Annotated in this window: 23 protein-coding genes and 1 tRNA gene; 12 read left to right on the top strand and 12 right to left on the bottom strand. The window is 50.4% G+C overall.

What is annotated here, in order from left to right; translation table 11 throughout:
- Positions 1-62 precede the first annotated feature (62 nt).
- Positions 63-137, top strand: a tRNA-Arg gene (locus I2I11_RS00190).
- A gap of 156 nt (positions 138-293) precedes the next feature.
- Positions 294-644: a hypothetical protein gene (locus I2I11_RS00185; RefSeq protein WP_230679810.1), complete on the top strand. Its 351-nt coding sequence runs from the start codon at positions 294-296 to the stop codon at positions 642-644.
- Between the two features lie 161 nt (positions 645-805).
- On the opposite strand, the gene I2I11_RS00180 is transcribed toward I2I11_RS00185, so the two are convergent.
- Positions 806-1,186, bottom strand: a complete 381-nt coding sequence (locus I2I11_RS00180) for a T9SS type A sorting domain-containing protein (RefSeq protein ID WP_196265653.1) — start codon at positions 1,184-1,186, stop codon at positions 806-808.
- 291 nt (positions 1,187-1,477) lie between these two features.
- On the opposite strand from I2I11_RS00180, the gene I2I11_RS00175 reads away from it, so the two are divergent.
- The 4 genes from I2I11_RS00175 to I2I11_RS00160 all read left to right on the top strand — a co-directional run bounded on the left by I2I11_RS00175 (position 1,478) and on the right by I2I11_RS00160 (position 4,917).
- Positions 1,478-2,590 carry an NAD(P)/FAD-dependent oxidoreductase gene (locus tag I2I11_RS00175; RefSeq protein WP_196265652.1) on the top strand — a complete coding sequence of 371 codons (1,113 nt, stop codon included), beginning with the start codon at positions 1,478-1,480 and terminating at the stop codon, positions 2,588-2,590.
- Positions 2,591-2,799: 209 nt separating this feature from the next.
- Positions 2,800-3,927 (top strand): type III polyketide synthase, encoded by a 1,128-nt coding sequence (locus I2I11_RS00170; protein ID WP_196265651.1) that lies wholly within the window; start codon positions 2,800-2,802, stop codon positions 3,925-3,927.
- 13 nt (positions 3,928-3,940) lie between these two features.
- Positions 3,941-4,609, top strand: a complete 669-nt coding sequence (locus I2I11_RS00165; protein ID WP_230679809.1) for a methyltransferase domain-containing protein — start codon at positions 3,941-3,943, stop codon at positions 4,607-4,609.
- 101 nt (positions 4,610-4,710) lie between these two features.
- Positions 4,711-4,917 carry a hypothetical protein gene (locus I2I11_RS00160; RefSeq protein ID WP_196265649.1) on the top strand — a complete coding sequence of 69 codons (207 nt, stop codon included), beginning with the start codon at positions 4,711-4,713 and terminating at the stop codon, positions 4,915-4,917.
- A gap of 60 nt (positions 4,918-4,977) precedes the next feature.
- Here the strand turns inward: I2I11_RS00160 and I2I11_RS00155 are convergent, their stop codons facing one another.
- A complete protein-coding gene (locus I2I11_RS00155; RefSeq protein WP_196265648.1) occupies positions 4,978-5,880 on the bottom strand; it encodes a histone deacetylase family protein in 903 nt (300 codons plus the stop codon).
- A gap of 697 nt (positions 5,881-6,577) precedes the next feature.
- Here I2I11_RS00155 and I2I11_RS00150 point away from each other — a divergent pair.
- Positions 6,578-7,291 (top strand): YceI family protein, encoded by a 714-nt coding sequence (locus I2I11_RS00150; protein ID WP_196265647.1) that lies wholly within the window; start codon positions 6,578-6,580, stop codon positions 7,289-7,291.
- Between the two features lie 177 nt (positions 7,292-7,468).
- On the opposite strand, the gene I2I11_RS00145 is transcribed toward I2I11_RS00150, so the two are convergent.
- Entirely contained in the window at positions 7,469-8,026 is a 558-nt protein-coding gene (locus I2I11_RS00145) for a type 1 glutamine amidotransferase domain-containing protein (RefSeq protein WP_196265646.1), read from the bottom strand.
- A gap of 128 nt (positions 8,027-8,154) precedes the next feature.
- Positions 8,155-8,532: a hypothetical protein gene (locus tag I2I11_RS00140; RefSeq protein WP_196265645.1), complete on the bottom strand. Its 378-nt coding sequence runs from the start codon at positions 8,530-8,532 to the stop codon at positions 8,155-8,157.
- 289 nt (positions 8,533-8,821) lie between these two features.
- On the opposite strand from I2I11_RS00140, the gene I2I11_RS00135 reads away from it, so the two are divergent.
- From I2I11_RS00135 to I2I11_RS00120, 4 genes are all read left to right on the top strand, one after another.
- Positions 8,822-9,451 carry a C40 family peptidase gene (locus tag I2I11_RS00135; RefSeq protein WP_196265644.1) on the top strand — a complete coding sequence of 210 codons (630 nt, stop codon included), beginning with the start codon at positions 8,822-8,824 and terminating at the stop codon, positions 9,449-9,451.
- Between the two features lie 188 nt (positions 9,452-9,639).
- Positions 9,640-10,188 (top strand): YkvA family protein, encoded by a 549-nt coding sequence (locus tag I2I11_RS00130; RefSeq protein ID WP_230679808.1) that lies wholly within the window; start codon positions 9,640-9,642, stop codon positions 10,186-10,188.
- A 15-nt stretch (positions 10,189-10,203) separates the two neighbouring features.
- Positions 10,204-10,548, top strand: a complete 345-nt coding sequence (locus I2I11_RS00125; protein ID WP_196265642.1) for a hypothetical protein — start codon at positions 10,204-10,206, stop codon at positions 10,546-10,548.
- A gap of 284 nt (positions 10,549-10,832) precedes the next feature.
- The gene (locus tag I2I11_RS00120) at positions 10,833-11,537 is read left to right on the top strand and encodes a M48 family metallopeptidase (RefSeq protein WP_230679807.1); all 705 of its coding nucleotides are present in this window, start codon (positions 10,833-10,835) and stop codon (positions 11,535-11,537) included.
- A 398-nt stretch (positions 11,538-11,935) separates the two neighbouring features.
- Here I2I11_RS00120 and I2I11_RS00115 read toward each other — a convergent pair whose 3' ends face one another.
- The 8 genes from I2I11_RS00115 to I2I11_RS00080 form a co-directional block, all read right to left on the bottom strand.
- On the bottom strand, positions 11,936-12,193 hold the full coding sequence (locus I2I11_RS00115) for an acyl carrier protein (RefSeq protein WP_196265640.1): 258 nt from the start codon (positions 12,191-12,193) through the stop codon (positions 11,936-11,938).
- A 4-nt stretch (positions 12,194-12,197) separates the two neighbouring features.
- Positions 12,198-15,614 carry an efflux RND transporter permease subunit gene (locus I2I11_RS00110; protein ID WP_196265639.1) on the bottom strand — a complete coding sequence of 1,139 codons (3,417 nt, stop codon included), beginning with the start codon at positions 15,612-15,614 and terminating at the stop codon, positions 12,198-12,200.
- A 19-nt stretch (positions 15,615-15,633) separates the two neighbouring features.
- Positions 15,634-16,788, bottom strand: coding sequence for an efflux RND transporter periplasmic adaptor subunit (locus I2I11_RS00105; RefSeq protein ID WP_196265638.1), 1,155 nt, complete (start codon positions 16,786-16,788; stop codon positions 15,634-15,636).
- A 31-nt stretch (positions 16,789-16,819) separates the two neighbouring features.
- Entirely contained in the window at positions 16,820-18,292 is a 1,473-nt protein-coding gene (locus I2I11_RS00100) for a TolC family protein (protein ID WP_196265637.1), read from the bottom strand.
- A 28-nt stretch (positions 18,293-18,320) separates the two neighbouring features.
- On the bottom strand, positions 18,321-18,953 hold the full coding sequence (locus tag I2I11_RS00095) for a TetR/AcrR family transcriptional regulator (RefSeq protein WP_196265636.1): 633 nt from the start codon (positions 18,951-18,953) through the stop codon (positions 18,321-18,323).
- A gap of 189 nt (positions 18,954-19,142) precedes the next feature.
- Positions 19,143-19,886 (bottom strand): LytR/AlgR family response regulator transcription factor, encoded by a 744-nt coding sequence (locus I2I11_RS00090; RefSeq protein WP_196265635.1) that lies wholly within the window; start codon positions 19,884-19,886, stop codon positions 19,143-19,145.
- Entirely contained in the window at positions 19,883-20,908 is a 1,026-nt protein-coding gene (locus I2I11_RS00085) for a sensor histidine kinase (RefSeq protein ID WP_196265634.1), read from the bottom strand. Before I2I11_RS00085 ends, I2I11_RS00090 begins: the two co-directional genes overlap by 4 nt.
- A 136-nt stretch (positions 20,909-21,044) precedes the next feature.
- On the bottom strand, positions 21,045-21,869 hold the full coding sequence (locus I2I11_RS00080; protein WP_196265633.1) for a LiaF transmembrane domain-containing protein: 825 nt from the start codon (positions 21,867-21,869) through the stop codon (positions 21,045-21,047).
- 347 nt (positions 21,870-22,216) lie between these two features.
- Between I2I11_RS00080 and pheS the strand changes: the two genes are divergently transcribed.
- A complete protein-coding gene (gene pheS, locus I2I11_RS00075) occupies positions 22,217-23,245 on the top strand; it encodes a phenylalanine--tRNA ligase subunit alpha (RefSeq protein WP_196266429.1) in 1,029 nt (342 codons plus the stop codon).
- The last annotated feature ends 49 nt before the right edge of the window (positions 23,246-23,294 follow it).

Genomic DNA, 23,294 nt, shown 5'->3' with positions numbered 1-23,294 from the left:
GGGGGCGGCGCTGCATTTGCTTGGCAAGCAGAAATAAAGTAGATTTGCCTGCCAAAATGCCTGGCCCCGTAGTTCAACGGATAGAATAGAAGTTTCCTAAACTTTAGATCCGCGTTCGATTCGCGGCGGGGCCACCAGTATAACAAAAATGCCCTATACTATAAGTATAGGGCATTTTTGTTTACCTGCTAAAGTACGCCTGCTTGTTTTCTGCATAACATTATCAAAAGAATTGCAACTTTCTTACGCCACACCCCTATATTTATATATAAGGAACTACCTAATTGTTGCCCATGAAAGTCCTTTTGCTTGCCAGTATGCTTGTCGCTTTAACCCTGGCTGTGAGTTGCAACCGGAACAGGAATGTTGCAGAGTATACCAGCTCGGCGGCAACGGATGCCAGTGAGGCAGGCGTAGCGCCGCCGTTGCCGGCCGATGTGCTGCTGGTTACCAGGTCGCTTATCAACGGCCAGTTGTACAGCCGCCCCAGTTTTGAAGGCATGCCGCTTGTCCATTTCGATACCACCCAGCTTATACAAGTACTGGACACCTCCTCGAATGCTATTTTTGTAAAAGCACGTATCCGGAAAGACACTGCTGCCTTTACGGGTTATGTCTCCAGGGCCATTCTGCCGGAAGAATAAAGCAGCCACACGGAGCCCTGCCGGATGCAAACAAACCATAAAATGGCGGTTGCTTTAAGTTGCCTGCATGGCGGTGGCCGGATTAGAAGGGTTGTGCCATGTATAACAAAAAAGCGGCAGCCCCTTACCGGAAGCTGCCGCCTGAAAATAGCTGCTTTAAGTTATTTAATGATAACCCGCCGGACAGCGCTGAAGTTGTCCGTTTCGAGTTTCACATAGTACAGGCCTTTTGCAAGGTTACTCAGGTCTATGGTTTTAGCAAACTGCCCTTCGCCGCGCGTCAGTTTCTCGTGCAGGATTTCGTTGCCAATTACATTCAAGATGCGTAAATCTGCTGTATGAGCGCTTAAATTAGAAACCGAAATAGTAAATATGCCCTCACTGGGGTTAGGGTAAATAGAGATATCCTGGTCTACCTGTTCTACACTGAGCGGTTTTTCTTTATCTGCCTGTGTTACCTGCCCCACCACAGGCGGCCGGGCCTGCGCTGTTGCCGTAAGCACAGCCATACACATGCACACCGAAAGTATAAATTGTTTCATATAAGGTATTTAAATTCATTTTCAATATTAAACAAGAGTCGTTTGATTTATAAAACGGTTGTGCCTGTAATTTGTTCATGCTTTATGCCGCATAAATCAAAGGAATTCATAAACTTACACTGCCCTTTGTTCAGATTAGATTAAGTCAGAAAGCAAATACAGGCACGAAGGTGCCAGCCACAATATTTTTAAAGTATAAAATGATACTTTTCCCGGCAAAGCACAAAATTAATAATCATCAAAATATAAAAATAAATTTTGCGCATTTTTCGTAACTAAATCAAACTTATATTGACTGATGTAGCAATAATCGGCGGTGGACTGGCCGGGCTGGTAAGCGCCATGGCATTGGCCAGGGCGGGCCGTGCTGTGGTGCTGGTCGAAAAAAAGCGATACCCCTTTCATCGGGTGTGCGGCGAGTATGTATCTAACGAAGTGCTGCCCTGGCTGCGGACGCTTGGCGCCGATCCGGCCACACTGCAACCTGCACATATCAACCGCTTTATGCTCAGTTCACCTTCCGGCAGTACCCTGCACGCTGCCCTAGACCTGGGCGGCTTTGGCATCAGCCGCTATACGTTTGATAATTTCCTTTACCAGCAGGCACAGCAGCAGGGTGTACGCTTTATACTACAGCAAACGGTACAGGAGGTAACTTTTACCGATGATGCTTTTGCGCTTCAGCTGTCTGGTGGCGACACGGTGAAAGCCAGCGTCGTGCTCGGCGCATACGGCAAACGCGCCAACCTTGACCGCCAGCTAAACCGCCGCTTCTTCCGGGCCCGCTCTCCTTATATTGGCGTAAAGTACCATATCAAGTATGATTTTCCGAAGGACCTGATTGCGCTGCACAATTTCAGGGATGGTTATGCCGGCATCTCGGCCATCGAAAACGGGCGTTATTGTTTCTGTTATCTCACTACGCGCCGGAATTTAAGAAAGCACGGCAGTATACCAGGTATGGAGCAGGCCATACTATACCGCAACCCGCACCTGCGCGATATTTTTGAAGAGGCAGAATTTTTGTACAGGCAGCCGGAAGTGATAAACGAGATATCGTTCGCCACCAAAACCTGCATCGAAAACCATATGCTGATGTGCGGCGACGCAGCAGGCATGATTACGCCCCTTTGCGGCAACGGCATGGCGATGGCGATGCATTCGGGTAAAATAGCCTCGGAGCAGGTGCTGCGCTACTTTGATAATGGCCGAAACCGGCCGCAGTTGGAAGAGAATTACAGCCGTGCCTGGCGGCAGCAGTTTGAAAACCGCCTGCGGGTGGGCCGCACCGTGCAGCAGCTTTTCGGCAGCCCTATACTTTCGGAAATGGCGGTGGGCGCTTTGCGGTTTATGCCACCGGCGGTACGCCTCATCATGCGCCAGACCCATGGGCTCCCTTTCTGACAGCCTTGCTGCCGTTGCTTATATCTAATAAGCAGTTGCTTGCGTAGTTAGGAAGGTGTTTCGTTTGTCGTATTTCGTGTTTAGCGCTGCTAAGGTGTAAGGTGCCTGACGACAATCAATCTCTCCGATATAACCATTGCTTACTTTTGCGGTTTATCAGTTACTTGCATTTCCCCGAAACATAATCAACGCAACACGACACACCAGGTATGAAGAGCTACATATGCGCCATCGGCACGGCCAACCCGCCACACAAAGTACCGCAGATGCAGATTGCGGATTTTATGGCGGCGGCGCTGCAATTTGATGCGCGCGACACCCGCAAACTGAAAGCCCTGTACCGCGTGTCAGGCATCGGCCAGCGCTACAGCGTACTGGAAGACTATACCCGGCGAAATGGTGAGTTCACTTTCTTTCCCAACACACCTACACTGGAGCCTTTCCCGACAGTGCAGCAGCGCATGGACTTATACCGGCATTACGCCGTAGACCTCTCGGAGGAAGCCGTGCGAAACTGCCTGTCCCGGATTTCCGGCCCTCTCCTCTCTGAGCTGACGCACCTGATTACAGTGAGCTGCACCGGCATGTATGCGCCCGGCCTGGATATAGAGCTGGTTGAACGACTCGGATTACCAACTACCGTGCAGCGCACTGCTGTGAATTTTATGGGTTGCTATGCCGCTTTTAACGCCATTAAGCTGGCCGATGCTATTTGCAAAGCTGACCCGGCGGCCAGGGTGATGCTGGTCTGTACCGAAATATGCACCATCCATTTCCAGAAGTATACCGAGCAGGATCACCTGGTGTCGAATGCCTTGTTTGGCGATGGGGCCGCCGCCGTGCTGATGCAGGGAGCGCCATGCCCGGAAGTGAGTCTGGAATTGCAGTCGTTCCACTGCGACCTGGCACCGGCCGGTAAGCGCGAGATGGCCTGGCACATCGGCGACACCGGCTTTGAAATGACACTCTCGTCGTACGTACCTGATCTCATCAAAAAAGGCATCAAAGAGCTGACCGACCGGCTGCTGCAGGGGCTTAAAATGACTATTGACGAAATTAGTCTGTTTGCCATACACCCCGGCGGACGGCGCATACTGGAGGTAATTGAGCAAGAATTGGGCATAACGCGCGAGAACAACAAATTTGCTTACCAGGTGCTGCGCGAGTTTGGCAATATGTCGTCGGCCACGGTACTGTTTGTACTGAAGGAACTGATGGCAGATTTGACTATTAAAGACAAAAATGAGCCCGTGCTGAGCTTTGCCTTCGGGCCCGGTCTTACCCTGGAATCAATGTTACTGAAAGTGCATTATGCGGATGCTGCAAAATCGGTCTAATCAGCGGGAGCTCATGGATGACCTGACCCTGTCGGGTGAGGAGCTGCGCCGCAACCTGCAGGAACTGGAGGTGATTAATAACTGGCTGGGCGGGCACAAAGTAGTGCTTGACGCGCTTAATAAGTTGACAGCAAAGTATAAAAACCAGCCGCTGCGCATTGCCGATATTGGCTGCGGCGGTGGCGATACGCTCAAAAGCATTGCCGGCTGGGCACGGCGCAAAGGTATAGCCGTAGAGCTGACAGGGGTGGATGCGAATGCTTTTATGGTAGCGTATGCCCGGCAACGCTGTGCTGCCTTCCCCGAAATAAGCATGGCGCAGTATGATGTTTTTTCGGAAGCGTTTGCACAGCAGCAGTATGATGTGGTGGTGTGCAGCCTTTTTTGCCACCATTTCACCGATGCGCAGTTGGTACACATGTTCAGCCAGCTGTACCGGCAAGCGCAACTGGCCGTTATCATCAACGACCTGCACCGCCACTGGTTTGCTTACTATTCCATTAAGTATATCACCATCGTTTTATCCGGCTCACACCTGGTGCAGCACGATGCCCCGCTTTCGGTGTGGCGTGCCTTTAGCAGGCAGGATTTGGAGCAACTGGTGCAGCGGGCCGGTATCAGCAAGTATACGCTGCGCTGGATGTGGGCCTTCCGATGGCAGTTGGTGCTGCTCAGGAATTAACATTTTACTTCGGTATAAAGTATAATTTCAGCAAACCAGGACTCATAAAAACGCTGCAGCGCCAGCCACAGGTTTATAAATCACCTTCCCAACATTCTGTAATGGCTAAATACAACATTAAATCCTGGGCGCTCTTCGCTGTCTCCATACTGCTTTCCGCCCTTGCCATTTCCCTTTTCATAAAGGTGCTGAAAGTGGCTATTTTCTTTATACTGGTGCTGGCACTGGCGCCTGTTGTCTACTTTATACTTCGTCTTATACTTCGCGGCAAAAAGCGCGACGCTGACGAACGCACCACCGAAGAATGAGATAATTTCACAACCATTTATTTGCTGTTTTTTGATCCGCTAACTATTTAACACTCTAACTCAGAAGTATAGCTGCTGCGCCAGCCGGAATGTGTTGGCATGCGCCTCCACGATGTGCGCAATCTGCCTGGAGTAACCGCCGCCCATACTTACCGTCACCGGCAAATTGTTCTTCCGGCATAATTCCAGCACCAGGCGGTCGCGGGCTTTGCAGCCGGCTATCGTCATGCCTAGTTTGCCCAGTTTGTCTGTAGCCAGCACATCCACCCCCGACTGGAAAAACACGAATTCTGGCTGTTGTTCGTCCAACAGGCGCGGCAGTGTTTCCTTTAGTATAGCCATGTAAGTTTTGTCGTCGGTGCCAGCGGCCAGCGGTATGTCCAGATCAGAGGTTTCTTTGTGAAACGGATAGTTGTGGCCGGCGTGCATGCTGAAAGTGAATACCCGTGGCTCCTGCCGGAAGATCTGCGCGGTGCCGTTGCCCTGGTGTACGTCCAGATCCACGACCAGGATTTTATGGATACCTTTATACCTGAGCAGGTAATTGGCGGCAATGGCAATGTCGTTGAGCAGGCAAAAACCTTCGCCCCTGTCGGTGAACGCGTGGTGCGTGCCGCCGGCAATATTCATCCCGATGCCATGTGCCAGCGCAAACTCTGTAGCCTGCAAGGTGCCGTTCATAATCACCATTTCCCGCTTTATCAATTCTTCAGAATGCGGAAAGCCCGTTTTGCGTACTTCTGAGGGTGTTAGTTGCAGGTCGCGCAGGCGCTGCCAGTAGGTGGCGTCGTGGGTATCGAGTATAAACTGCTCCGGCAGCGGCTCCGGCGCAAACAGGTTTTCTGTGGTAATGGTGCCTTCATAGAGCAGTTGCTCCGGCAGCAGATCATACTTCTCCATCGGGAAGCGGTGACCGGCGGGCAGGCTGTGGGCAAAGATATCAGACCAGGCAATTTTTAACATAGCACAAATTTAACAGGCCTGCCGCAGCTTAGGTTTAAAGCTGCGGCAGCTACAGCAAAAATAAATTGCAGCACTTGTTTATTTTCCGATGTTGCAGCAGAAAGCAGGAATTCCGTCCGGCAGCGCACCCCTGAACAGGCCATCTGAGACAACAGAAAACAATACAAAAGCTAAGATGTTTAGCAGGGCAGTTTAGCAAAGTGGATAAGTAAAAACAGGTGCCGCCTGCTGCATTATTTCGCCTTCCCGGGCCGCAGCCAAATGTGGACAACTTTGTTTATTACCCATACTTATCCACGATTTATTGTTAAGTACCTGTTAAATACAGCCTTCTTTCTTAACATTCTCTTAACAGACGAGCTAAAAACTGAATAATTTTAGCATTTGCAGAATACCAAGTACCCGCGCAAAACAAGCATTCCAAAAACAGAAGTATAGCCGGTAAAAATTTATAAACAGCTGATAGAAAGGGGGCTGCATCTGAATCATACTTCTATCCGAATCAGATTTGTTCTGATGCCATACCAAGCCGTTATCCTGCCTTTTCTGTTACTTTGGTTTTGTTTACCTGTTGTGGATGGTATCTCTTGCCATACTTCTGCAAATTGCCGCAGTTATATCATTTTTAGCAGCTATAGCGTACCTTTCAGGTAAAGCCCTGTTTCAGCTCAGGCAGTTCACCTCAAAATATTACACCATGCGTTACAGCGCCCGGCACCTTTTCTATAGTTTTAACTCCGCCTTGCTGCTATTTATCGCTTCTGCCTGCGATACCACTATAAAAACAGACGAGGCTGTAATAAGCGACGCTGTATTTGAAAAGAAAATAACGATGGCACCGCTGGATACATTGACAATAGATACAGCTAAAAGCGAGATAACATGGATAGGCGCCAAAATGACCGGGCGGCACAATGGCAGGTTTTATATACAGAGTGGCAAGCTATACAGGAATAAGAAGTTATTAGCAGGCGGCACCATTGTGCTGAACATGGCGGCCCTGCGCTCCGACGACAAAGGCATTGATGCCGAAACCAATGCGAAGCTCACCAGGCAGCTGCGATCCGCTGATTTTTTCGACGTAGAACATTATCCTGCTGCTGTTTTCGAATTAACGGCCGTTGTGCCGATAGACAGTTCAGGGCAGCAGGCCGCCACCCGCAAGTATGACGAACGGCACGTCGGAAATCCGACACACCGCATTACGGGCAACCTCAGCATTAAAGGGCAGACTAAAAGCGTGTCTTTCCCGGCCAGAGTTACGTTTGAAGATAACCTGCTGCATGCCAGGGCCAACTTTAACCTCGATCGCACCAAATGGGGCCTCGTGTACCGTTCCGACGAATCGCTGGGGAACCAAACCATTTACCCGGAGGTAAATATCGGGCTCAACATTGTGGCCACGCCGTAAGCACCCTGATCACTTTTGCCTGGGAACCTAATCCATGCTATGCAAAGTATAAAGCCGTCCGCTGTCATCAGCTATATTGATGTAAAAGCAAAGAAGAAGCAAATATGAGCGCCAGGTATAAAAGCGGCCTGCCGGATAATTTCCGGCAGGCCGCTTTTATACTTGCTATAGTACAGGTTATCTGTTGTGCCTGCCTTCGGCAAACTCTTCAACCATTTTTTTATTGAACGCCGGAATGTCATCCGGATTCCGGCTAGTTACCAGCCCCTTGTCTACCACTACTTCCTGGTCAACCCAATCCGCGCCGGCATTTTTGAGATCGGTTTGCAGGCTCGGATAGCTGGTCATCTTTTTACCTTGTACTTTGCCGGTTTCAATCAGCGTCCAGGGACCGTGGCAGATAGCGGCAACGGGCTTTCCGGCTTCCATAAACTTGTTTACAAAGCTTACTGCATCTTTGTTGGCACGTAGTTTATCCGGGTTCATTACGCCGCCGGGCAGCAGCAAGGCATTATAATCCTCTGCTTTTACGTCGCTCAGTTTCTTATCTACTTTAAATTTATCGCCCCAGTCGGTATGGTTCCAGGCTTTTATTTCACTGTTTTTGTTTGGAGAGATGATGTCCGCCTCCGCGCCGGCATCTTTCAGCGCCTGCATGGGTTTGGTAAGTTCTACCTGTTCAAATCCTTCTTCTACCAGTACGGCCACTTTCTTTCCTTTTAATTTATCAGACATTTTAAGTTTGTTTTGTGGTTAAACATGAGTTACTATTATATAACGTCTTGGGTAGCCACATTGTTAAAAACAGCTCCAGGCGGGCGGCCCGCAGATAAGCGGTAAAGGCCGCCCACTGCAGGCGCGGGTCACTCATCTTTTTTACTGTCGATAGGGAAGGGCAGGCCGGAGGGATCGATGGCGCCGGCAGCTTTGCCGGCAGGGTTCATGTGCCGGCGGTGCTTCATGCCGGCCACGCGCGCTTCCACTTCATACTTGTTGTTATAGTACCCTACCCGCATCGACTCCCGCAGGTACAGCCACAGAAACCGAAAATAGCCATGCTCCCGGAACTGCCGGATATGGCATAGTTCGTGTGCCAGCCAGCCTTCGTCTTTCAGGAAAGTTTCGCGGCTCACACCACTCAGATGAATACTTTTGCCCAGCACCATGGCTACGTTTTTACTTTTGAGCACCATGCGTGCAATACGGGCAAAGAAAGAGCGTTCTACAATTTTATATTCCATAGTCAATTCTCCAGGAATTGTACTTTTATTTATCCTCCAAATACGCAGCCGGCACCTTAACCAGCGAAAAGCCTTTTATCTAAGCAGATACCATATTTTTCCAGGCCAACCCCAGCTTAATTTTGTTTGGCAATTTGGACTATTGCGCTTATCTTTGCGCGCTGCCATTAAAGCGGTACATGTTGTGTATGCAGCAGTCCGGCAATTAAATGCAATTCCCGGTTGTTGCAGCCAAGTATAAGGTGAAACTGTTGGCCTGCTTTGGCAGGCTGCAAACAAGCTAAACCCCATGACAAAACACATTACGCTGAGTGTCCTTGCCGTGCTGTCGCTGGCCTTGTCGTACTTCTACGAAATTGCGCCGGCTAAGTCGGCAACGCCTGAACCAGTTGCGCTGGCGCCAACAATTACTCCTTACACCATCCATTCGCCGGAGGACGTGGTAAAGGCCCTTGAACTGAAACTGCCCGATCCTGCGCCTGTAGCTCCGAAGGCAGAAGTAGAAGAAGGCTTTTATTCCAGAAGGCTCGGCCTGCATTTTGACACCAACAAAAACAAACGCCTGGTACAGACTGCAGCCAAATGGCTCGGTACTCCTTACCGCTATGGCAGCAGTTCAAAAAGCGGCACCGACTGCTCGGGCTTTGTTTCCAGAATTTACCGCGAGGTGTACGGCATTGACCTGAGCCGCAGTTCCCGCTCTATGTTTGCAGATGTGCACCGCGTTAAGCGCGACAAAATGCGTACCGGCGACTTGGTGTTTTTCCGCCGAAGCCCGAAAGAGCCTATTTTCCATGTGGGCATTTATCTCAAAAACAACAAGTTTATACATGCGGCTACCAATGGCGGCGTGCGGGTAAGTTCTCTGAAAGAATCGTTTTACCGCAATAATTTTTATGCGGCAGGCCGCGTGATGTAGCAACCTGCCGTTTATAAAACAAAAGCCCCGCAGTTGCCCTGCGGGGCTTTTGTTTTATAGCCTGTGCACAACAATTTTACTGTCAGCAAGTATAGCAGGGTACTGCCATATGGTGCCTGAAACACCGGATGAGCAGGCGCTTTATGCGCAAATATAATGTAACACCCTTAAGCACGTACCTGATAAGTATGGAAAACCAAAGACCAGAAGGCAAAAGCATTGCTGACAGCCCTTTATTTAAAAGCATCCTGAACAAAGCCGAGAAGTACCTCAAACATCCCTCACAGATAGCTTCGCTGCTGAACGAAGCATTTAAGAAAGCCACTGCCAAGCAAAGCGTGGGCGCTCTGGCTGCCGAAGCCTGGGAAAGCCTGCAGTTGCTGTCGCGAATGATAAAAGCGGCTACCTCGGGTGAGTATAAGGGTATTCCCACAACTTCGCTGGTGGGCGGCGTTGCCGTGATTATTTACTTTATCATGCCCCTGGACTTAATCCCGGACATTATCCCGGTAGTGGGCCTGCTCGACGACGCAACGCTGCTGGCATGGTTTATGTCCAGTATTAAATCCGAACTGGATAAATATAAAGAGTGGGAAGCCACGCGGCCTATACCCGTACAGGAGCCTGAAAGCACGCAGCCTGATGCCACGCACAACGCTGATCCCTCATTCGGCACGCCCAAGTATAGCGATACGACAGAGGGTGCGGTGCAAATTCAAACGAAAACAGATGTATAGTTAACCCTCACTAAAATGGAAGCAAACAAAAAAGACTGGGGAAAAACAGCAGAAGACACCAAAGGCGACCTGAAAACAGGCCGTATTCCGGACAAACACATAGGCGCGCAGTACCGCCAAGTAAGCGACAGAAACCGTAACGACCCGAACCCCGCGGCAGGCGGGCCTGGCAGCCGGCAGGAAGGAGAAGAAGGCAAGCCCATGGGCAAACACACCTCCCAGGGCCATGCTACCGACGAAAACGACAAAGGTACCGCGACCAACACCAATGAAGCCACCCTGCGCGCTGCCACCACAGATAGCAGCCGTATGCCTAAAAACACCAACGACGACGGGCCAACCGGCGGAAACATACGCTAGGAAATATATAAATACAAAAACCAGTGCAGCGGATGAACTATAATCTGCCTGTGCTGGTTTTTGTATTTATTATAGTATTCGCCATAAATAATAATATTCCAATAAATATTCTTGTATTTAAAATATAGTACAATTTGAATGCAATAATTTAAAATATTTTAAGAAAAAACACCTGCCATCTATAGCTTTATAACTAATTTATTCTCTATATTTGACCACTTAAATTTGTATTTTAACTTTTAGCCCGAGTGTATACATCATCTTTACGATTAACTTCTGTCAATTTGCAAATCGACGGAATAGGCAAGGTACTGATAGAGCGCAGCGACAAGGCAAAGCGCCTTACCATTAGCGTGCGCCCGCTTAAAGGAGTGCGCGTAGCAGTACCACCGCACATCAGTTTTGAGAAGGCGGAACAACTCATCTACACCAAAGCCGACTGGATTAAAGAAAACCAGGCCCTTATGCAGCAGCATGAGGAAAAGGTAACGGTGTACGACCACGCCACGGAGTTTAGCACCAGAAGCCATACACTGCGCCTGCTGACGCATGCCCAGTATACCATGCGCTCCGTGCTGCAGGATGGTTACATCAACGTATTTTACCCTGCGCATAAAAATGTGCGCGACGCCAGCATTCAGAAATTTATCCGCAAGTCGATTGAGGAGGCGTACCGCCATGAGGCCAAGGAGTACCTGCCGCAGCGCGTGGCTTATTTTGCCAGAAAGTTTGGCTTCACGTATGGCAATGTGTTCATCAAGAATGCCAAATCGCGGTGGGGCAGCTGTTCAGAGACCAACAACATCAACCTGAACTTACATTTGATGCGCCTGCCCGATGCTCTCTGCGATTACGTTATCCTGCATGAACTGGCGCATACAGTAGAGAAAAACCACGGACCGCGCTTCTGGGCGCTGCTCGATAAAATTTCCGGCGACGCCAGAAATCTGGACAAAAAGCTGAAAGCATTTCGTATCTCGGTCTATTAACCTGTTGCTATAGAGAAATTATACTGTATCTGTTACCCTCATTATCCGCCCGGGTTACCACACCTGCACCCGGCCATTCTTAATTCGCGTCCTTAAATAATACTGGAAATAAAGCCCGGCAAGCCGGAGGCTGCAGGTATAGGTCTGCCATAGTTGCTGTTGCCAATACCCGCCATCAGAGCCGTTTACTCGCTTTTGTGACAAATAACCTTAAATGGCAACTGACAGGCAGCTGCCCTGCCACAATACTGCGTGGAAGTTAACAATACACCAGGCTTTTGCAGAATCGCCTGACCGGGAGAGGTAACTCATTGCGGACCAGCTGGCTACTACATAAAAAGGGAGAGCGAGACATAGTTGTTTCGCTCTCCCTTTTTTATACTTTTTTGTAAAAATCCCTACCCCGCCTTGTGGTAAGTATGGGTGGCCACAAAATTGAGTAAATCGCCTACGGTGTCAATCGGCACCTCATCCGGAATGGTGATATGGAATTTCTTCTCCAGTTTCAGGATAATGTCCACCAGATCTAACGTATCGAAGCCAAAGTCCTGCGACAGGCGCTTGTGCGCTTTTAAGCGGTCTGGCTGTATCTCCTTGGTTTTGCTGATGATACGGATAACCTCCGTTTCAATCGCGTTGGTTGTAGTAGTAAGCATAAGTTTAAATGGTGTATTCTCTAACTTTTCCGTTTAGGGGCAGTTGCTCCTGCTTTAGCTGAAGCGCTGCTGCCCTTTCCTTTTTGCCGATAAGTCTGTCTTTCAGCTTCTCGTTGAGCAGGTACATGACCGGCACTATCAGAAGCGTTACCACCGTAGCAAATCCCAGGCCGAAAATAATTGTCCAGGCCAGCGGTCCCCAGAAGGCAGCACTGTTGCCGCCCATAAAAAAGTGCGGCGCAAACTCAGTAAATAAAGTATAAAAGTTCAGGTTAATGCCCAGTGCCAGCGGTACCAGGCCAAGTATGGTGGCGGTAGCCGTAAGCAGCACAGGGTTCAGGCGCGTTTTGCCTGCCTCTACAATCGCCTCCTTCAGCTCCTTGCCTTCTGCCAGCAGCACATCCGTAAACTCCACAATCAGTATGCCGTTTTTTACAACAATACCGGCAAGCGCCACAATACCCACGCCCGTCATTACAATAGAAGCATCCATCCGGAAAATAGAAAAGCCCAGCAGCACACCGATAATGCTAAAAAGTACTTCAGAAAGTATGATAAACGGTTTGGACAGCGAGTTAAACTGCGTTACCAGGATTAGGAAGATGATGCAGAAAGCTGCCACCAGGGCAATGAGCAAAAACTGCGCTGTTTCCTGCTGCTCCTCCTGCTGTCCGCCCATCTTCACTTCAAAACCTTCAGGCGTTTGGAAGTTTTCCAGAGAACTTTCAATCTGTTGCACTACCTCGTTGGCATTGTAATCCGCCAGTACATTAGACTCCAGTGTAATCATGCGTTTCAGGTTTTTGCGCTTAATGCCGCCATATGAGGTAGTATAGTCTATGCTGGCCACAGAGGATAGCGGAATCTGGCGAATCAGCCCCGAGTTCATATCGCGGTACGTAATGCGCATGTCCAGCAGGGCATCGATGTTGTCGCGGTAGGGTTCCGCATAGCGGATTTGTATCGGGTATTCATCTTCGTCGCGCTTGAATTTAGAAGCCTCTTTTCCAAAAATAGCTGTTCTGATTTCACTGCCAATCTGGCCGGTGCTGATGCCCTCGCGGTTGGCACGCTCGCGGTCTATGTTGATGGTAATTTCCGGCTTGCTGTCTTCCAGGTCAGAGCGCAGTTCCTCGATACCGGCAATGTTTTGCTGATCGATATACTGCTCCACCTGCTTCGACAAAGCGATAAGGCCTGGAAAATCTTCACCCGAAATCTCCACGCTGATAGGTTTGCCCACCGGCGGGCCGCTTTGTTCTTTGTCAACCGTAATATCGACGCCGGGGATTCCTTTCACTGCCTCCCGGATTTGGGTCAGGTAAGCGCTGCTTGGCGTGTCACCGGTGCGATCCATAAACTCTACAAAAGCCACCGTTACCTTGCCCTTGTGCGACTGCGGCGTTACGCTGCGCTCGTTCTGGTCGCCTGCGCCAATGGCTACATTCGAAATAACGGATTCCACATCCGGATTATTTTCGCCAATTACCTTGTAAATGCGCCTTTCCACCACTTTGGTAACAGAATCCGTTACTGCCTGGTCGGTGCCCACAGGCAGGTTGATGTAAGTATACACGAAGTTAGGGTCAGACTGTGGAAAGAACACCACCTGCGGCGGACGTACGGCGGTGAGAAACACTGAGAAAAGCAGCAGCACGATAATGCCTCCAAAAACCCACACGGGCCGCCAGCCCACCAGCATCCAGCGCAGCAGGCGCTCATACCCGTTCATGAAGCGAGGCAGCACGTTGCGTTGAAAGCTGTTGATCATCCGCGTAAACACATACTTATTCAGCGCTATCAGCACCACTACCAGCAGGATGACGTTGGCGGTGCCGAACCAGCCTGCCAGGTAACAAGCGGCTGCTACAACTATCGCGAGTATGTTCAGAACAAGGAACCTGCGGCGCGCTTTTGGAGACACCGTGGTTTCATGTTCTTTTTTCATGAAGGATACGGCAAATACCGGGTTGATGATAAAGGCCACGACCAGTGACGACAGCAGCGTGATGATCAGCGTAATAGGCAGAAAGAACATGAACTTGCCCACAATGCCTGGCCAGAAAGCAAGCGGCAAAAACGGCGCTACCGTGGTGAGCGTACCCGCCAGCACCGGCACAAACACTTCTCCTGCGGCCACCTTCGCTGATTTCACCACGCTTAAATTTGAGTTATGAAAGATCCGGTGCGTGTTTTCGATCACAACGATGGCATCATCCACCACAATGCCCAGGGCCAGCAGAAACGAGAAGAGCACAATCATGTTCAGTGAGAATCCCAGTATTGGCATAACAATAAACGCCAGGAACATCGAAATCGGCACTGACAGGCCCACAAACAGTGCGTTGGTGGTGCCCATAAAAAACATGAGGATGATGGTTACCAGTATAAAGCCGATGATAATAGTGTTGATCAGATCATCCAAAGTATGGCGCGTCATGGTAGACTGATCGCCGGTGATGGTAATCTTGAGATCGTTCGGCAGTACCGTGCCTTTCATTTCCTCCACCGTCTCACGTATTTTATCGGACGCTTCGATCAGGTTCTCGCCGCTTCGCTTGATGACGTTGAGCGTGATTACGGGCTTGTGATCCAGGCGGGCGAAACTTTCCTGCTCCTCAAAGCCTTCTTTTACCTCGGCAATGTCTTTTAACTGGATATTGGCCCCTGACAAGGATTTTACCACAATGTCGCCAATCCGGTTGGGGTCTGCGTATTGGCCTACCACACGCACCGAACGTTTCATCTCGCCTACCGTAATGTTGCCGCCCGAGATAGTCATGTTCTCGTAGGCAATAGCGCGCTCAATATCGCCCAGGGTAACTTTAGAGGCCTGCGCTTTATACAGGTCTACATTCACCTGGATTTCCTTGTCCAGCGCGCCAATCATATCCACACGGGTAATTTCAGGTTCTGCTTCAATCCGATCCTGCAAATCCTCGGCATACTTCTTCAACTGGCCCAGGCTATAGTTGCCTGATACGTTCACATACATGATTGGAAATTCGGAGAAATTAATCTCCTGCACGTCGGGTTCCTGGTCGAGGTCGGTGGGCAAATCGGCGCGGGCTTTGTCTACCGCATCTTTCACCTGCTGTTTGGCTTCAGCTACCTCCACGTCTGTATTAAACTCCACTGTAATCATCGAGAAGTCCTGCACCGAGTTGGAAGTTACTTTTTTCACGCCTGAGATAGCTTTTATCTCTTTCTCGATGGGCCGAGTCACGAGGTTCTCCATATCGGAAGGTGAGGTGCCGGGGTATACCGTGCCCACGAAAATGGTTGGAATTACAATGTCGGGGAAGTTCTCTTTCTGAAGATTGACATAAGAAAATATACCCGCAATAGCCAGAATAACAGTGATGATGTAGATACTTGTTCTGTTATCGATGGCCCAGTTGGTTGGCTTAAACTGTTTCATAGTTTTATACTTTAGCAGGTTACTTCTGGCTTAGTTTGGCAGGCTGGTCAAATACCACAGGTTGTCCGTCGTTCAGGTTCAGGTAGCCGGCCGTAATCACCTGATCTCCGGCCGAAAGCCCGCTCAGTACCTCTACCTGGCCTTTGTAAGTCATTCCGGTTTTCACCTCGCGCTTTTCGGCCACGTAGCGGCCGCCGTCTTTCCGGGCCACATACACATAAGCGGAATTTCCGTCCTGCTGCACCAGGTTAACAGGCACCACCATCGTGCCTTCTTTTTTATAATCCTGGATTTGCACCACCGCCACCAGGTTCGGGCGTAACGCTATATCCTGTCTGTCTTTCAGGCGAAGCTCCACGGTAAAAGTGCGGCTGGTGGGGTTAATGACCTGGCTCACTACATCCACCGTTGCGGCTATTTCTTTATCCAGATCAGGGAAGTATACCGTGGCCTCATCGCCTTTGCTGATTTTTGAGAGGTATGCCTCCGATACTTCCGCCACAATTTTGCTGCCCTGGGTGTTTACCACCCGGATAATGCCGATGCCGGGCGCTACAGCCTCGCCCGCATTAGGTATCACCTCGTCTACCACGCCGCTGATGGGGGCTTTGATGTTATACTGCTCGCGCTGCTGCTGCAGGGTTGCCAGGCTTCGCTCCAGCGCCTCTTTGTTGTTTTTGGCTGTCAGGTACTGCATTTCGGTGCCAATCTTCTGGTTCCAGAGGTTTTGCTGTTTTTGATAGGCGATATTGGCCAGCTCCATGCGGGTTCTCAGTTCGGCTATACTTTGTTCCAGCACCAGCGCATCAATCGTGGCCATGGTTTGTCCTTTGGCCACCCGATCGCCCGGCTCTACGCGCACGCTGGTCAGCACGCCGGGCACTCTGGCGCTTACCAGCACATTCTTATCGAAATCAACCTTGCCCTGCACATCCAGGTAATGGCGGAACGTATCCTGCTCCAGCGAGGCCACCGACACCGGCACTGTCTTTTTTTCTACCGCTACCGTTTTGCCATTGGCCTTTAGTTCTGCCTCTAAATCTGCTATTTTATTTTGTATAGTTGCCTGTTCCTCTTTAAGTTGGGCCAGTTGCGTTGCTTTATCGGTGCCTTTGTTGCAGGCCGCCATACTTAGCAGCAGGGCTACAAAAGAGATTCCTGTTATTCTTTTCATTTTGATAGGAGCAAATGGTTTTCCGATAGTTTTATTTAGATAGCAGTGTGCCGGTAGCTTTGTCAAGATTCACTTTGGCGATGAGGGCGTCGTAGATGGCCGCGTAATAATTGGTCTGAGCCTGGCGCAGGTCTGTTTCGGCGGTTACCACCTCCAGGTTTGAGCCAACGCCTTCCTGGAATTTTATCTTGGCGACGCGGGCTATTTCCTGGGCCAGCTCCATGTTTTCCTGCTGCGACTTAAGCACATCCAGCGAGTTAGTCAGGTCAGTGGATGCTTGTTTTAGCTGCAGGTCTATACTCTGGCGCAGGGTTTCAAAGCCATACTTAGTATTTTCCAGCGTAAGTTTGGCCTGTTGTATCTGGTAGAGTTTGCGTAGGCCGTCAAAAATCGGCACCTGCAGTTGGGCGCCCACATACCCGAAATCAAACCAGTTGCGGTCGATCATGTTGTTGGCACCTGCACGCACGTTCAGCACATCACCGAGCGTATTGCCCACTCCGTTGTAGCCGTAGCGGGCGTTCAGGTATAACTTGGGCAGGTAACCCGAACGCTTGTTGCGCAGGTCCAGGTTGGCCAGTTCCTGCTGCGTTTCCAACAGGGAATATTCAATGCGGCTGCTGTAGTTGAAACTGGCCGGATTTACCTTCGCCACTTCCACTTCTACTTCCTGCAGCTCATCCGTTAGTTGGATTGGCTGGTTCTGGGGCAGCCCCATCTGGAATTTGAGCAGACTTTCGCTCAGTTCCAGCAGGCGCGCTGTTTTCTGCTTTTCCACTACCAGGTTGTTGAGCGATACGCGCAGGCGATCCACATCCAGCTTCTCCGCCACGCCGTTGCGGAACATGACCTGGGTCTGGCTCAGCAGGGTATCGAGCCGTACCAGGTTCTGGTTCAGCAGTTCCATGCGCTCGCGGCTGACGAGTACACCGTAATAGGCTTTGCTTACCTGCTCTGCCACGTCTATCTCGCTCTGCACCGCACTCTTCTGCGACAGTTCGGCGTACGTTTTAGCAGCTTTCAGGCCAATCAGGTAAGAGCCATCGAACAGCAACTGGCTGCCGGTTACCGCGAGGCTGCCCGTGTATGGCTGCACAAACGTTATCGCCTGCAAACCGCTGCCGGGCTCCGGCTCCGGCGTCGTATAAGTAGGATTAAGCGTAATCGGCTGGCCGGAGGCGAGTTGCTCCGGCGTAATCACAAAAGGGTCCAGGGTGGCAGGTGCTCCGCCAAAAGCGCTGGGGTCGAAAAGCGTTTTTTGCTGGATAAAGTTGTTGCCTACTTCTGCGGCGGCATTCAGTTGCGGCAAGCCTATCGATCGTATCTCGCCTATCTTGGCTTTGTCGATTTGCTGCTGGTTGCGCACAGCTTTTAAACTGGCCCTGTTTTGCAGCGCATACGCTATACTTTGCCCTAGACTGAAAGACGGCACCTCCTGCGCACGGGCATTTACGGCACCCAGCCAGGCAACAACTGCCAGCACCAGGCTAATATTCTTTTTCATAATTTTACAGATAGGTAGGTAGTGGGGGTTATTCTTCTTCCGTTATGTGCTTGTAAGCATTAATCATCTTATGTCCTTTCAGGGTGGCCATGCCTAGCATGTAGTGCCCCAGGCTGGCCAGCTGCACTTTGGTTACATCAAACTGGTGCGGCGGAAACAGCGCCGGGTTAAACGGCATTTCAATCATCGACAGGCGCAGGCGGGCCACAATGTCTATTTCCAAATCGCTTCTGAACAACCCTTCCCGCATGCCGCGCGCAATGTTCTGCCTGATATGCTGTAGTATAAAGTTGTTCTTGTGGCTCACCCACAGCTCCCAACTGGTGCGGTGGTACTTCTGCAGATCATGAAAGATGGAAGGATGAATTTTGGTAAAAACATGCTTATTCAGTTCCATCAGGTGCAGCAGTTCTTCAATGGCATTATCAGCTGCTGCCGTAATATTCTCACACCTGCCTTCTATCGTTGTCAGGTAAGTATAGCAGGCTGCATACACTACCTTATCCTTGTTTTCGAACCATTTATAAATCGTTTTCTTCGACATGCCCAGGTGCTGCGCAATGTCATCCATCGACACGCTCTTGATGCCCTTCTGGCAGAATAGCTCAAAAGCCGCTTCGGTAATTTTACTTTCTGCTACAGTTAATTCGCTTGTATTCATGAGTTTAATATCCGCACAAAACTATGGAAACATTTTTCATGGCCAAAGTTTCCAGTACATATCTCCTGAGATATTAGCCAAGCGCCTCATTTTTATATCCTAACAGGCGTTTTTACCTGACCAAACCAAACGGCTCCTTGGGCCTTGTATAACCTACTGGCACTTAGTTATGTAGCAGCTTAGCTGCGGCTATATTCCCAACACCGCTTTCAGCCTGCTATATCCGGTTTTACTCAGCGGTACGCGCACACCATTCTTCAGCAAAGCCACATGGCTGTCTTTTTCGAAAGGCTCTATCCGGGTGAGCTGAGAAAGGGCAATCATAAAGGAGCGGTGCACCCTTACAAACTGCGTGGGGCTCAAAGTATGTTCGTAATAGCCCATGGTTTTCTTTTTCAGGAAGTAGCCGGAGGCGGTGTGTACTTTTACATAGTCATCATAAGCCTCCAGGTATAGCACATCGCCCACAGGTATAATGCGTATGTCGTTGCCGGCCTTTACCACAATGCGCACCTGTTCCTCGGGCTGCTGCACCGCATCCTCCTGCGGCATACTTCCGCCAGCATTTGCAGATTTATTGCTCCGCTGCATCAGCCACTTTTTCACGGCAGCATCAAAACGCTCCTGGCTGAACGGCTTCAGTAAATAATCCACTGCATTAGCCTCAAACGCCTTGATAGCATAAGCATCAAAAGCAGTCGTGAAAATAACGCCTGGCGCTGTGTCCAGCAGTTCCAGCATCTCAAAGCCCGTAATTCTGGGCATCTGGATGTCCAGGAATATCAGATCGGGCTGGTGCTGCATAATGGCTTTCACCCCCTCAAACCCATCGCTGCACTCCTGTACCACTTCAATATCCGGATGGTGTTGCAGGAATTCCTGCACCAGGCTTCTGGCCAGCGGTTCGTCGTCTATAATCAGGCACTTAATCATGGGATTTGCGGAATTTTAAGGTTGGTGATAAACAGGTTGCCTTCCTGCGCAGTAGTCAGCAGGTCGTGCCGGGCATACAGCAGGTATAGCCGTCGCCGGATGGAGTCCAGCCCGAAGCCGGTACCCTGCTGCGGGCGCAGCGAAGCAGGATCATAAGGATTTTCGATGCTGATAAGTAAATAATTGCCTTCAGCGCCGGCACGGAGTTTTATCGTTGTGTCACCCGTTGTGTCATAGAGTCCGAATTTGATGGCATTTTCAACAACCGGCTGCAGCAGCAGGGCAGGCAGGCGCATAGCCATACTTGCTTCCTCCATATCTATAACCGTGTTCAGACGATGACCGAAGCGCACTTTCTCTATTTCCAGGTACAGTTGCAGGTGTTGCAGTTCATCGGTCAGCGCCATCAGTTGCTGGTTGTCTTTGCGCAGCGTGCCCCGCAGAAAATCCGATAGCTGCTGAATCATTTTGCGCGCCTGTTCTGGCCTGGCGCCGGCCAGGGCGCTGATGGAATTGAGGCTGTTAAAAAGGAAGTGCGGCTGCAGTTGCTGGCGCAGGTTAAACAGTTCGGCCTCTCGCACCATTTTCTCGGTGGCGGCTTTGCGCTCCTCGGCCTGCTGCTGTGCACGGTTATAAAACCATAACCAGCTCAGGAGGAGCATCAACAACAGCGTCAGCCAGGCAAAAGCCACCCGCACCAGTATGGTTGCCTCCACCAGTTCCAGGTAGGCCAGCTCTCCTTTAAAAAGCTTCAGGGTGAGCCAGAAGAACAAGGCCGTACAGATAACTGCCAGGCCCAGGCTCCAGCCCAGCAGGTAAGCACTTTGCTTGATACCCGGCTGGTAAAAGCGAAGGCCGGTACCTACCGCATAGCCTCCTCCTGCCAGCAGCAGGTTGGTGAGCAGGGCATCCGAGGCAGCTATCGGCAGGTTAAGGCCGGCCTGCCGGAGTACGATGGTTTGCACCATTGCCCACAGCAGCGCCCATCCCAGGTAAACCCATTCGATGCGGAGAGAAGACATGCTCTTTACCCTTTAAGTAACAGGTTCGATTTAAATTATACTTCGGTTAGCGGCCCTTCTATCCAAACGACTGACAACGATAACTTTATACTTGAAAAGTCTTGTGTCTAATGCCCGGATACTTGTGTCCTTTTATTTAATAGTTCTTGATGTTGAGGCCGCCAAATAACGTCAGCCCCTTAATCACCAAGACTTTATTTGGTTCATAGCCATGCGGCATAACAGGCCGCTTGTCGTCTACACCGCCCATGATGGCTGTTACTTCTGATTTTACCTCCCAGTGCGCCGGCACAATCAGGCTGGTGCCGCCAAAAATCTGTGTGGTTTCCAGCACAACCGGGTGCTGTATGTCTGCCTGCGTCAGGTTCAGTTCGGTGCCGCCGAATACACTTACTATCTCGCCGCCTTTAAAATTCTTAGAGATGATGGTTCTTTTCGTGCCTCCGAAAATAGTGGTCGCATCCACGTAATCCTCTGTAGAAACATCTTTGTCTGTAGCAGGGTTATTATAGTTGCCGGAGGCTGTGGGGCCCGCGAAATCCGGCGGGCCGGGCATTCTCGTCCGACGGCCGAACTGTCCGGGGTGATAGTCTCTCCTGGGTTTCAGCATTATCCAGAGGCCGATACAAATAATAAGAATAGGCCAGAAGTAGAGGTGCAGGTTAAAGGTAGCCTCAAAGAAGTCGCTGAGCAGAAAATAAGAGCCGATCAGCATTAACACCAGCCAGCCTGGCCTGCGGAAGCCATGGCGGAATCCGAGGAACAGGCCCAGCACAATCAGGAACATCTGCCACGAAAACACCCAATGGGGCAGAAAAATAACATGCACTTTAACAGCTAGGATGACCAGTCCTACTATTACCAGCACCAGGCCTCCTGCCACCCTGCCATTACTTCTCCGGCGCGGGTGCTCCCATCCGTTGCCATACTTTTCCGTTGATTTCATATTGTTATCTTCCATGTTTTTAGGTGTTAATTTCTGATTTAAAAGTACAGCAACACGTTCCGCTGCACAACAACAATTAGGCTTGCCTTGGCAGAAAGTCGGTAAACCGCAGGATTGCGTCGGTAAACCAAAACAGAAACTCTCCGGATCGGTGTTTCCCCTCCCTGTTTATACCTGCACCCGGCATTCCAGCGTTTGCGAAGTATAGGTAAAAGTATGGGTGCTAAATAGCTTTGAGATATTGGAACAGGTATGGGGCAGGATTACCATTATACTTGTTTAGCACCTCAAAATTATTTAGTATACATTAGGAAGCTGACGAGCATGAAGCTGAAAGCTGCAATTTATTATCTTTGCATATGATGGTGGAGAAAATACAACAAATAGCACAAGAAATAGCAACCGCGCCACTGGGTAATGCGGCTGAATTGGAGCAGTTCCGGATTGCATACATGGGCCGCAAAGGCCGTATTGCCGATCTGTTTGACGATATGAAGCAGGTTGCGCCTGAGCAGCGTCGCCAGGTAGGCCAGGAGCTGAATGGCCTGAAGAACCAGGCCCAGGAGCGCTTCGATCAGGCACAGGAGCAATTAGCCAGCACCGCAGCCAACAATGCCGGCGAGCAAACCTTCGACTTCAGCCTGCCACCAGTACCCAATACACTGGGCACGCGCCACCCGCTGTCGCTGGTGCGCCGCGAGATAGTGCGCATTTTCGAGCGGATCGGCTTTAACGTGTCTGAAGGGCCGGAGATGGAAGACGACTGGCATAACTTCTCGGCACTGAACTTCCCGGAGAACCACCCGGCCCGCGAAATGCAGGACACCTTCTTTCTCAGCCCGGACCGCCAGCACCTGCTGCGTACTCATACGTCTACGGTGCAGGTGCGCCTGATGGAAAATCAGAAACCGCCACTGCGCAGCATCATGCCCGGCCGTGTGTACCGTAACGAGGCCATTTCGGCGCGGGCACACATGGTGTTTCACCAGGTAGAGGGCTTGTATGTAAACAAGGATGTGAGCTTTGCCGACCTCAAGCAGACGCTTTATTATTTTGCCAAAGAGATGTTTGGTCAGGACACGCAGGTGCGTTTCCGTCCGTCGTTTTTCCCGTTCACGGAGCCAAGCGCCGAAATAGATATCACCTGCCTGATCTGCAAAGGCGAAGGCTGTAACATTTGTAAAGGCACCGGCTGGGTAGAAATTGGCGGCTCCGGCATGGTAGACCCTGCCGTATTGGAAAGCAGCGGCATCGATCCGCAGGAATACTCAGGTTTTGCCTTCGGCATGGGTATCGAGCGCATTTCGATGCTCAAGTACCAGATAAAAGACCTGCGCCTGTTTACCGAAAATGATGTGCGCTTCCTGCGGCAGTTTGAAGGTGTTATTTAGTTTTGAATGAGTGAATGGTGGTGTTGTTGAAAGGTTGAAGTATAGAAAT

The organism is Pontibacter rufus (genome assembly GCF_015694705.1).
Taxonomy (GTDB): Bacteria; Bacteroidota; Bacteroidia; order Cytophagales; family Hymenobacteraceae; genus Pontibacter; species Pontibacter rufus.
This window is presented reverse-complemented; position numbering and strand designations above follow the sequence as displayed.

Coding starts and splice junctions, on each gene's coding strand:
- I2I11_RS00185 (WP_230679810.1), top strand. CDS start 294: ATGAAAGTCCTTTTGCTTGCCAGTATGCTTGTCGCTTTAACCCTGGCT.
- I2I11_RS00180 (WP_196265653.1), bottom strand. CDS start 1,186: ATGAAACAATTTATACTTTCGGTGTGCATGTGTATGGCTGTGCTTACG.
- I2I11_RS00170 (WP_196265651.1), top strand. CDS start 2,800: ATGAAGAGCTACATATGCGCCATCGGCACGGCCAACCCGCCACACAAA.
- I2I11_RS00165 (WP_230679809.1), top strand. CDS start 3,941: ATGGATGACCTGACCCTGTCGGGTGAGGAGCTGCGCCGCAACCTGCAG.
- I2I11_RS00160 (WP_196265649.1), top strand. CDS start 4,711: ATGGCTAAATACAACATTAAATCCTGGGCGCTCTTCGCTGTCTCCATA.
- I2I11_RS00155 (WP_196265648.1), bottom strand. CDS start 5,880: ATGTTAAAAATTGCCTGGTCTGATATCTTTGCCCACAGCCTGCCCGCC.
- I2I11_RS00150 (WP_196265647.1), top strand. CDS start 6,578: ATGCGTTACAGCGCCCGGCACCTTTTCTATAGTTTTAACTCCGCCTTG.
- I2I11_RS00145 (WP_196265646.1), bottom strand. CDS start 8,026: ATGTCTGATAAATTAAAAGGAAAGAAAGTGGCCGTACTGGTAGAAGAA.
- I2I11_RS00140 (WP_196265645.1), bottom strand. CDS start 8,532: ATGGAATATAAAATTGTAGAACGCTCTTTCTTTGCCCGTATTGCACGC.
- I2I11_RS00135 (WP_196265644.1), top strand. CDS start 8,822: ATGACAAAACACATTACGCTGAGTGTCCTTGCCGTGCTGTCGCTGGCC.
- I2I11_RS00130 (WP_230679808.1), top strand. CDS start 9,640: ATGGAAAACCAAAGACCAGAAGGCAAAAGCATTGCTGACAGCCCTTTA.
- I2I11_RS00125 (WP_196265642.1), top strand. CDS start 10,204: ATGGAAGCAAACAAAAAAGACTGGGGAAAAACAGCAGAAGACACCAAA.
- I2I11_RS00115 (WP_196265640.1), bottom strand. CDS start 12,193: ATGCTTACTACTACAACCAACGCGATTGAAACGGAGGTTATCCGTATC.
- I2I11_RS00110 (WP_196265639.1), bottom strand. CDS start 15,614: ATGAAACAGTTTAAGCCAACCAACTGGGCCATCGATAACAGAACAAGT.
- I2I11_RS00105 (WP_196265638.1), bottom strand. CDS start 16,788: ATGAAAAGAATAACAGGAATCTCTTTTGTAGCCCTGCTGCTAAGTATG.
- I2I11_RS00100 (WP_196265637.1), bottom strand. CDS start 18,292: ATGAAAAAGAATATTAGCCTGGTGCTGGCAGTTGTTGCCTGGCTGGGT.
- I2I11_RS00095 (WP_196265636.1), bottom strand. CDS start 18,953: ATGAATACAAGCGAATTAACTGTAGCAGAAAGTAAAATTACCGAAGCG.
- I2I11_RS00090 (WP_196265635.1), bottom strand. CDS start 19,886: ATGATTAAGTGCCTGATTATAGACGACGAACCGCTGGCCAGAAGCCTG.
- I2I11_RS00085 (WP_196265634.1), bottom strand. CDS start 20,908: ATGTCTTCTCTCCGCATCGAATGGGTTTACCTGGGATGGGCGCTGCTG.
- I2I11_RS00080 (WP_196265633.1), bottom strand. CDS start 21,869: ATGGAAGATAACAATATGAAATCAACGGAAAAGTATGGCAACGGATGG.
- pheS (WP_196266429.1), top strand. CDS start 22,217: ATGGTGGAGAAAATACAACAAATAGCACAAGAAATAGCAACCGCGCCA.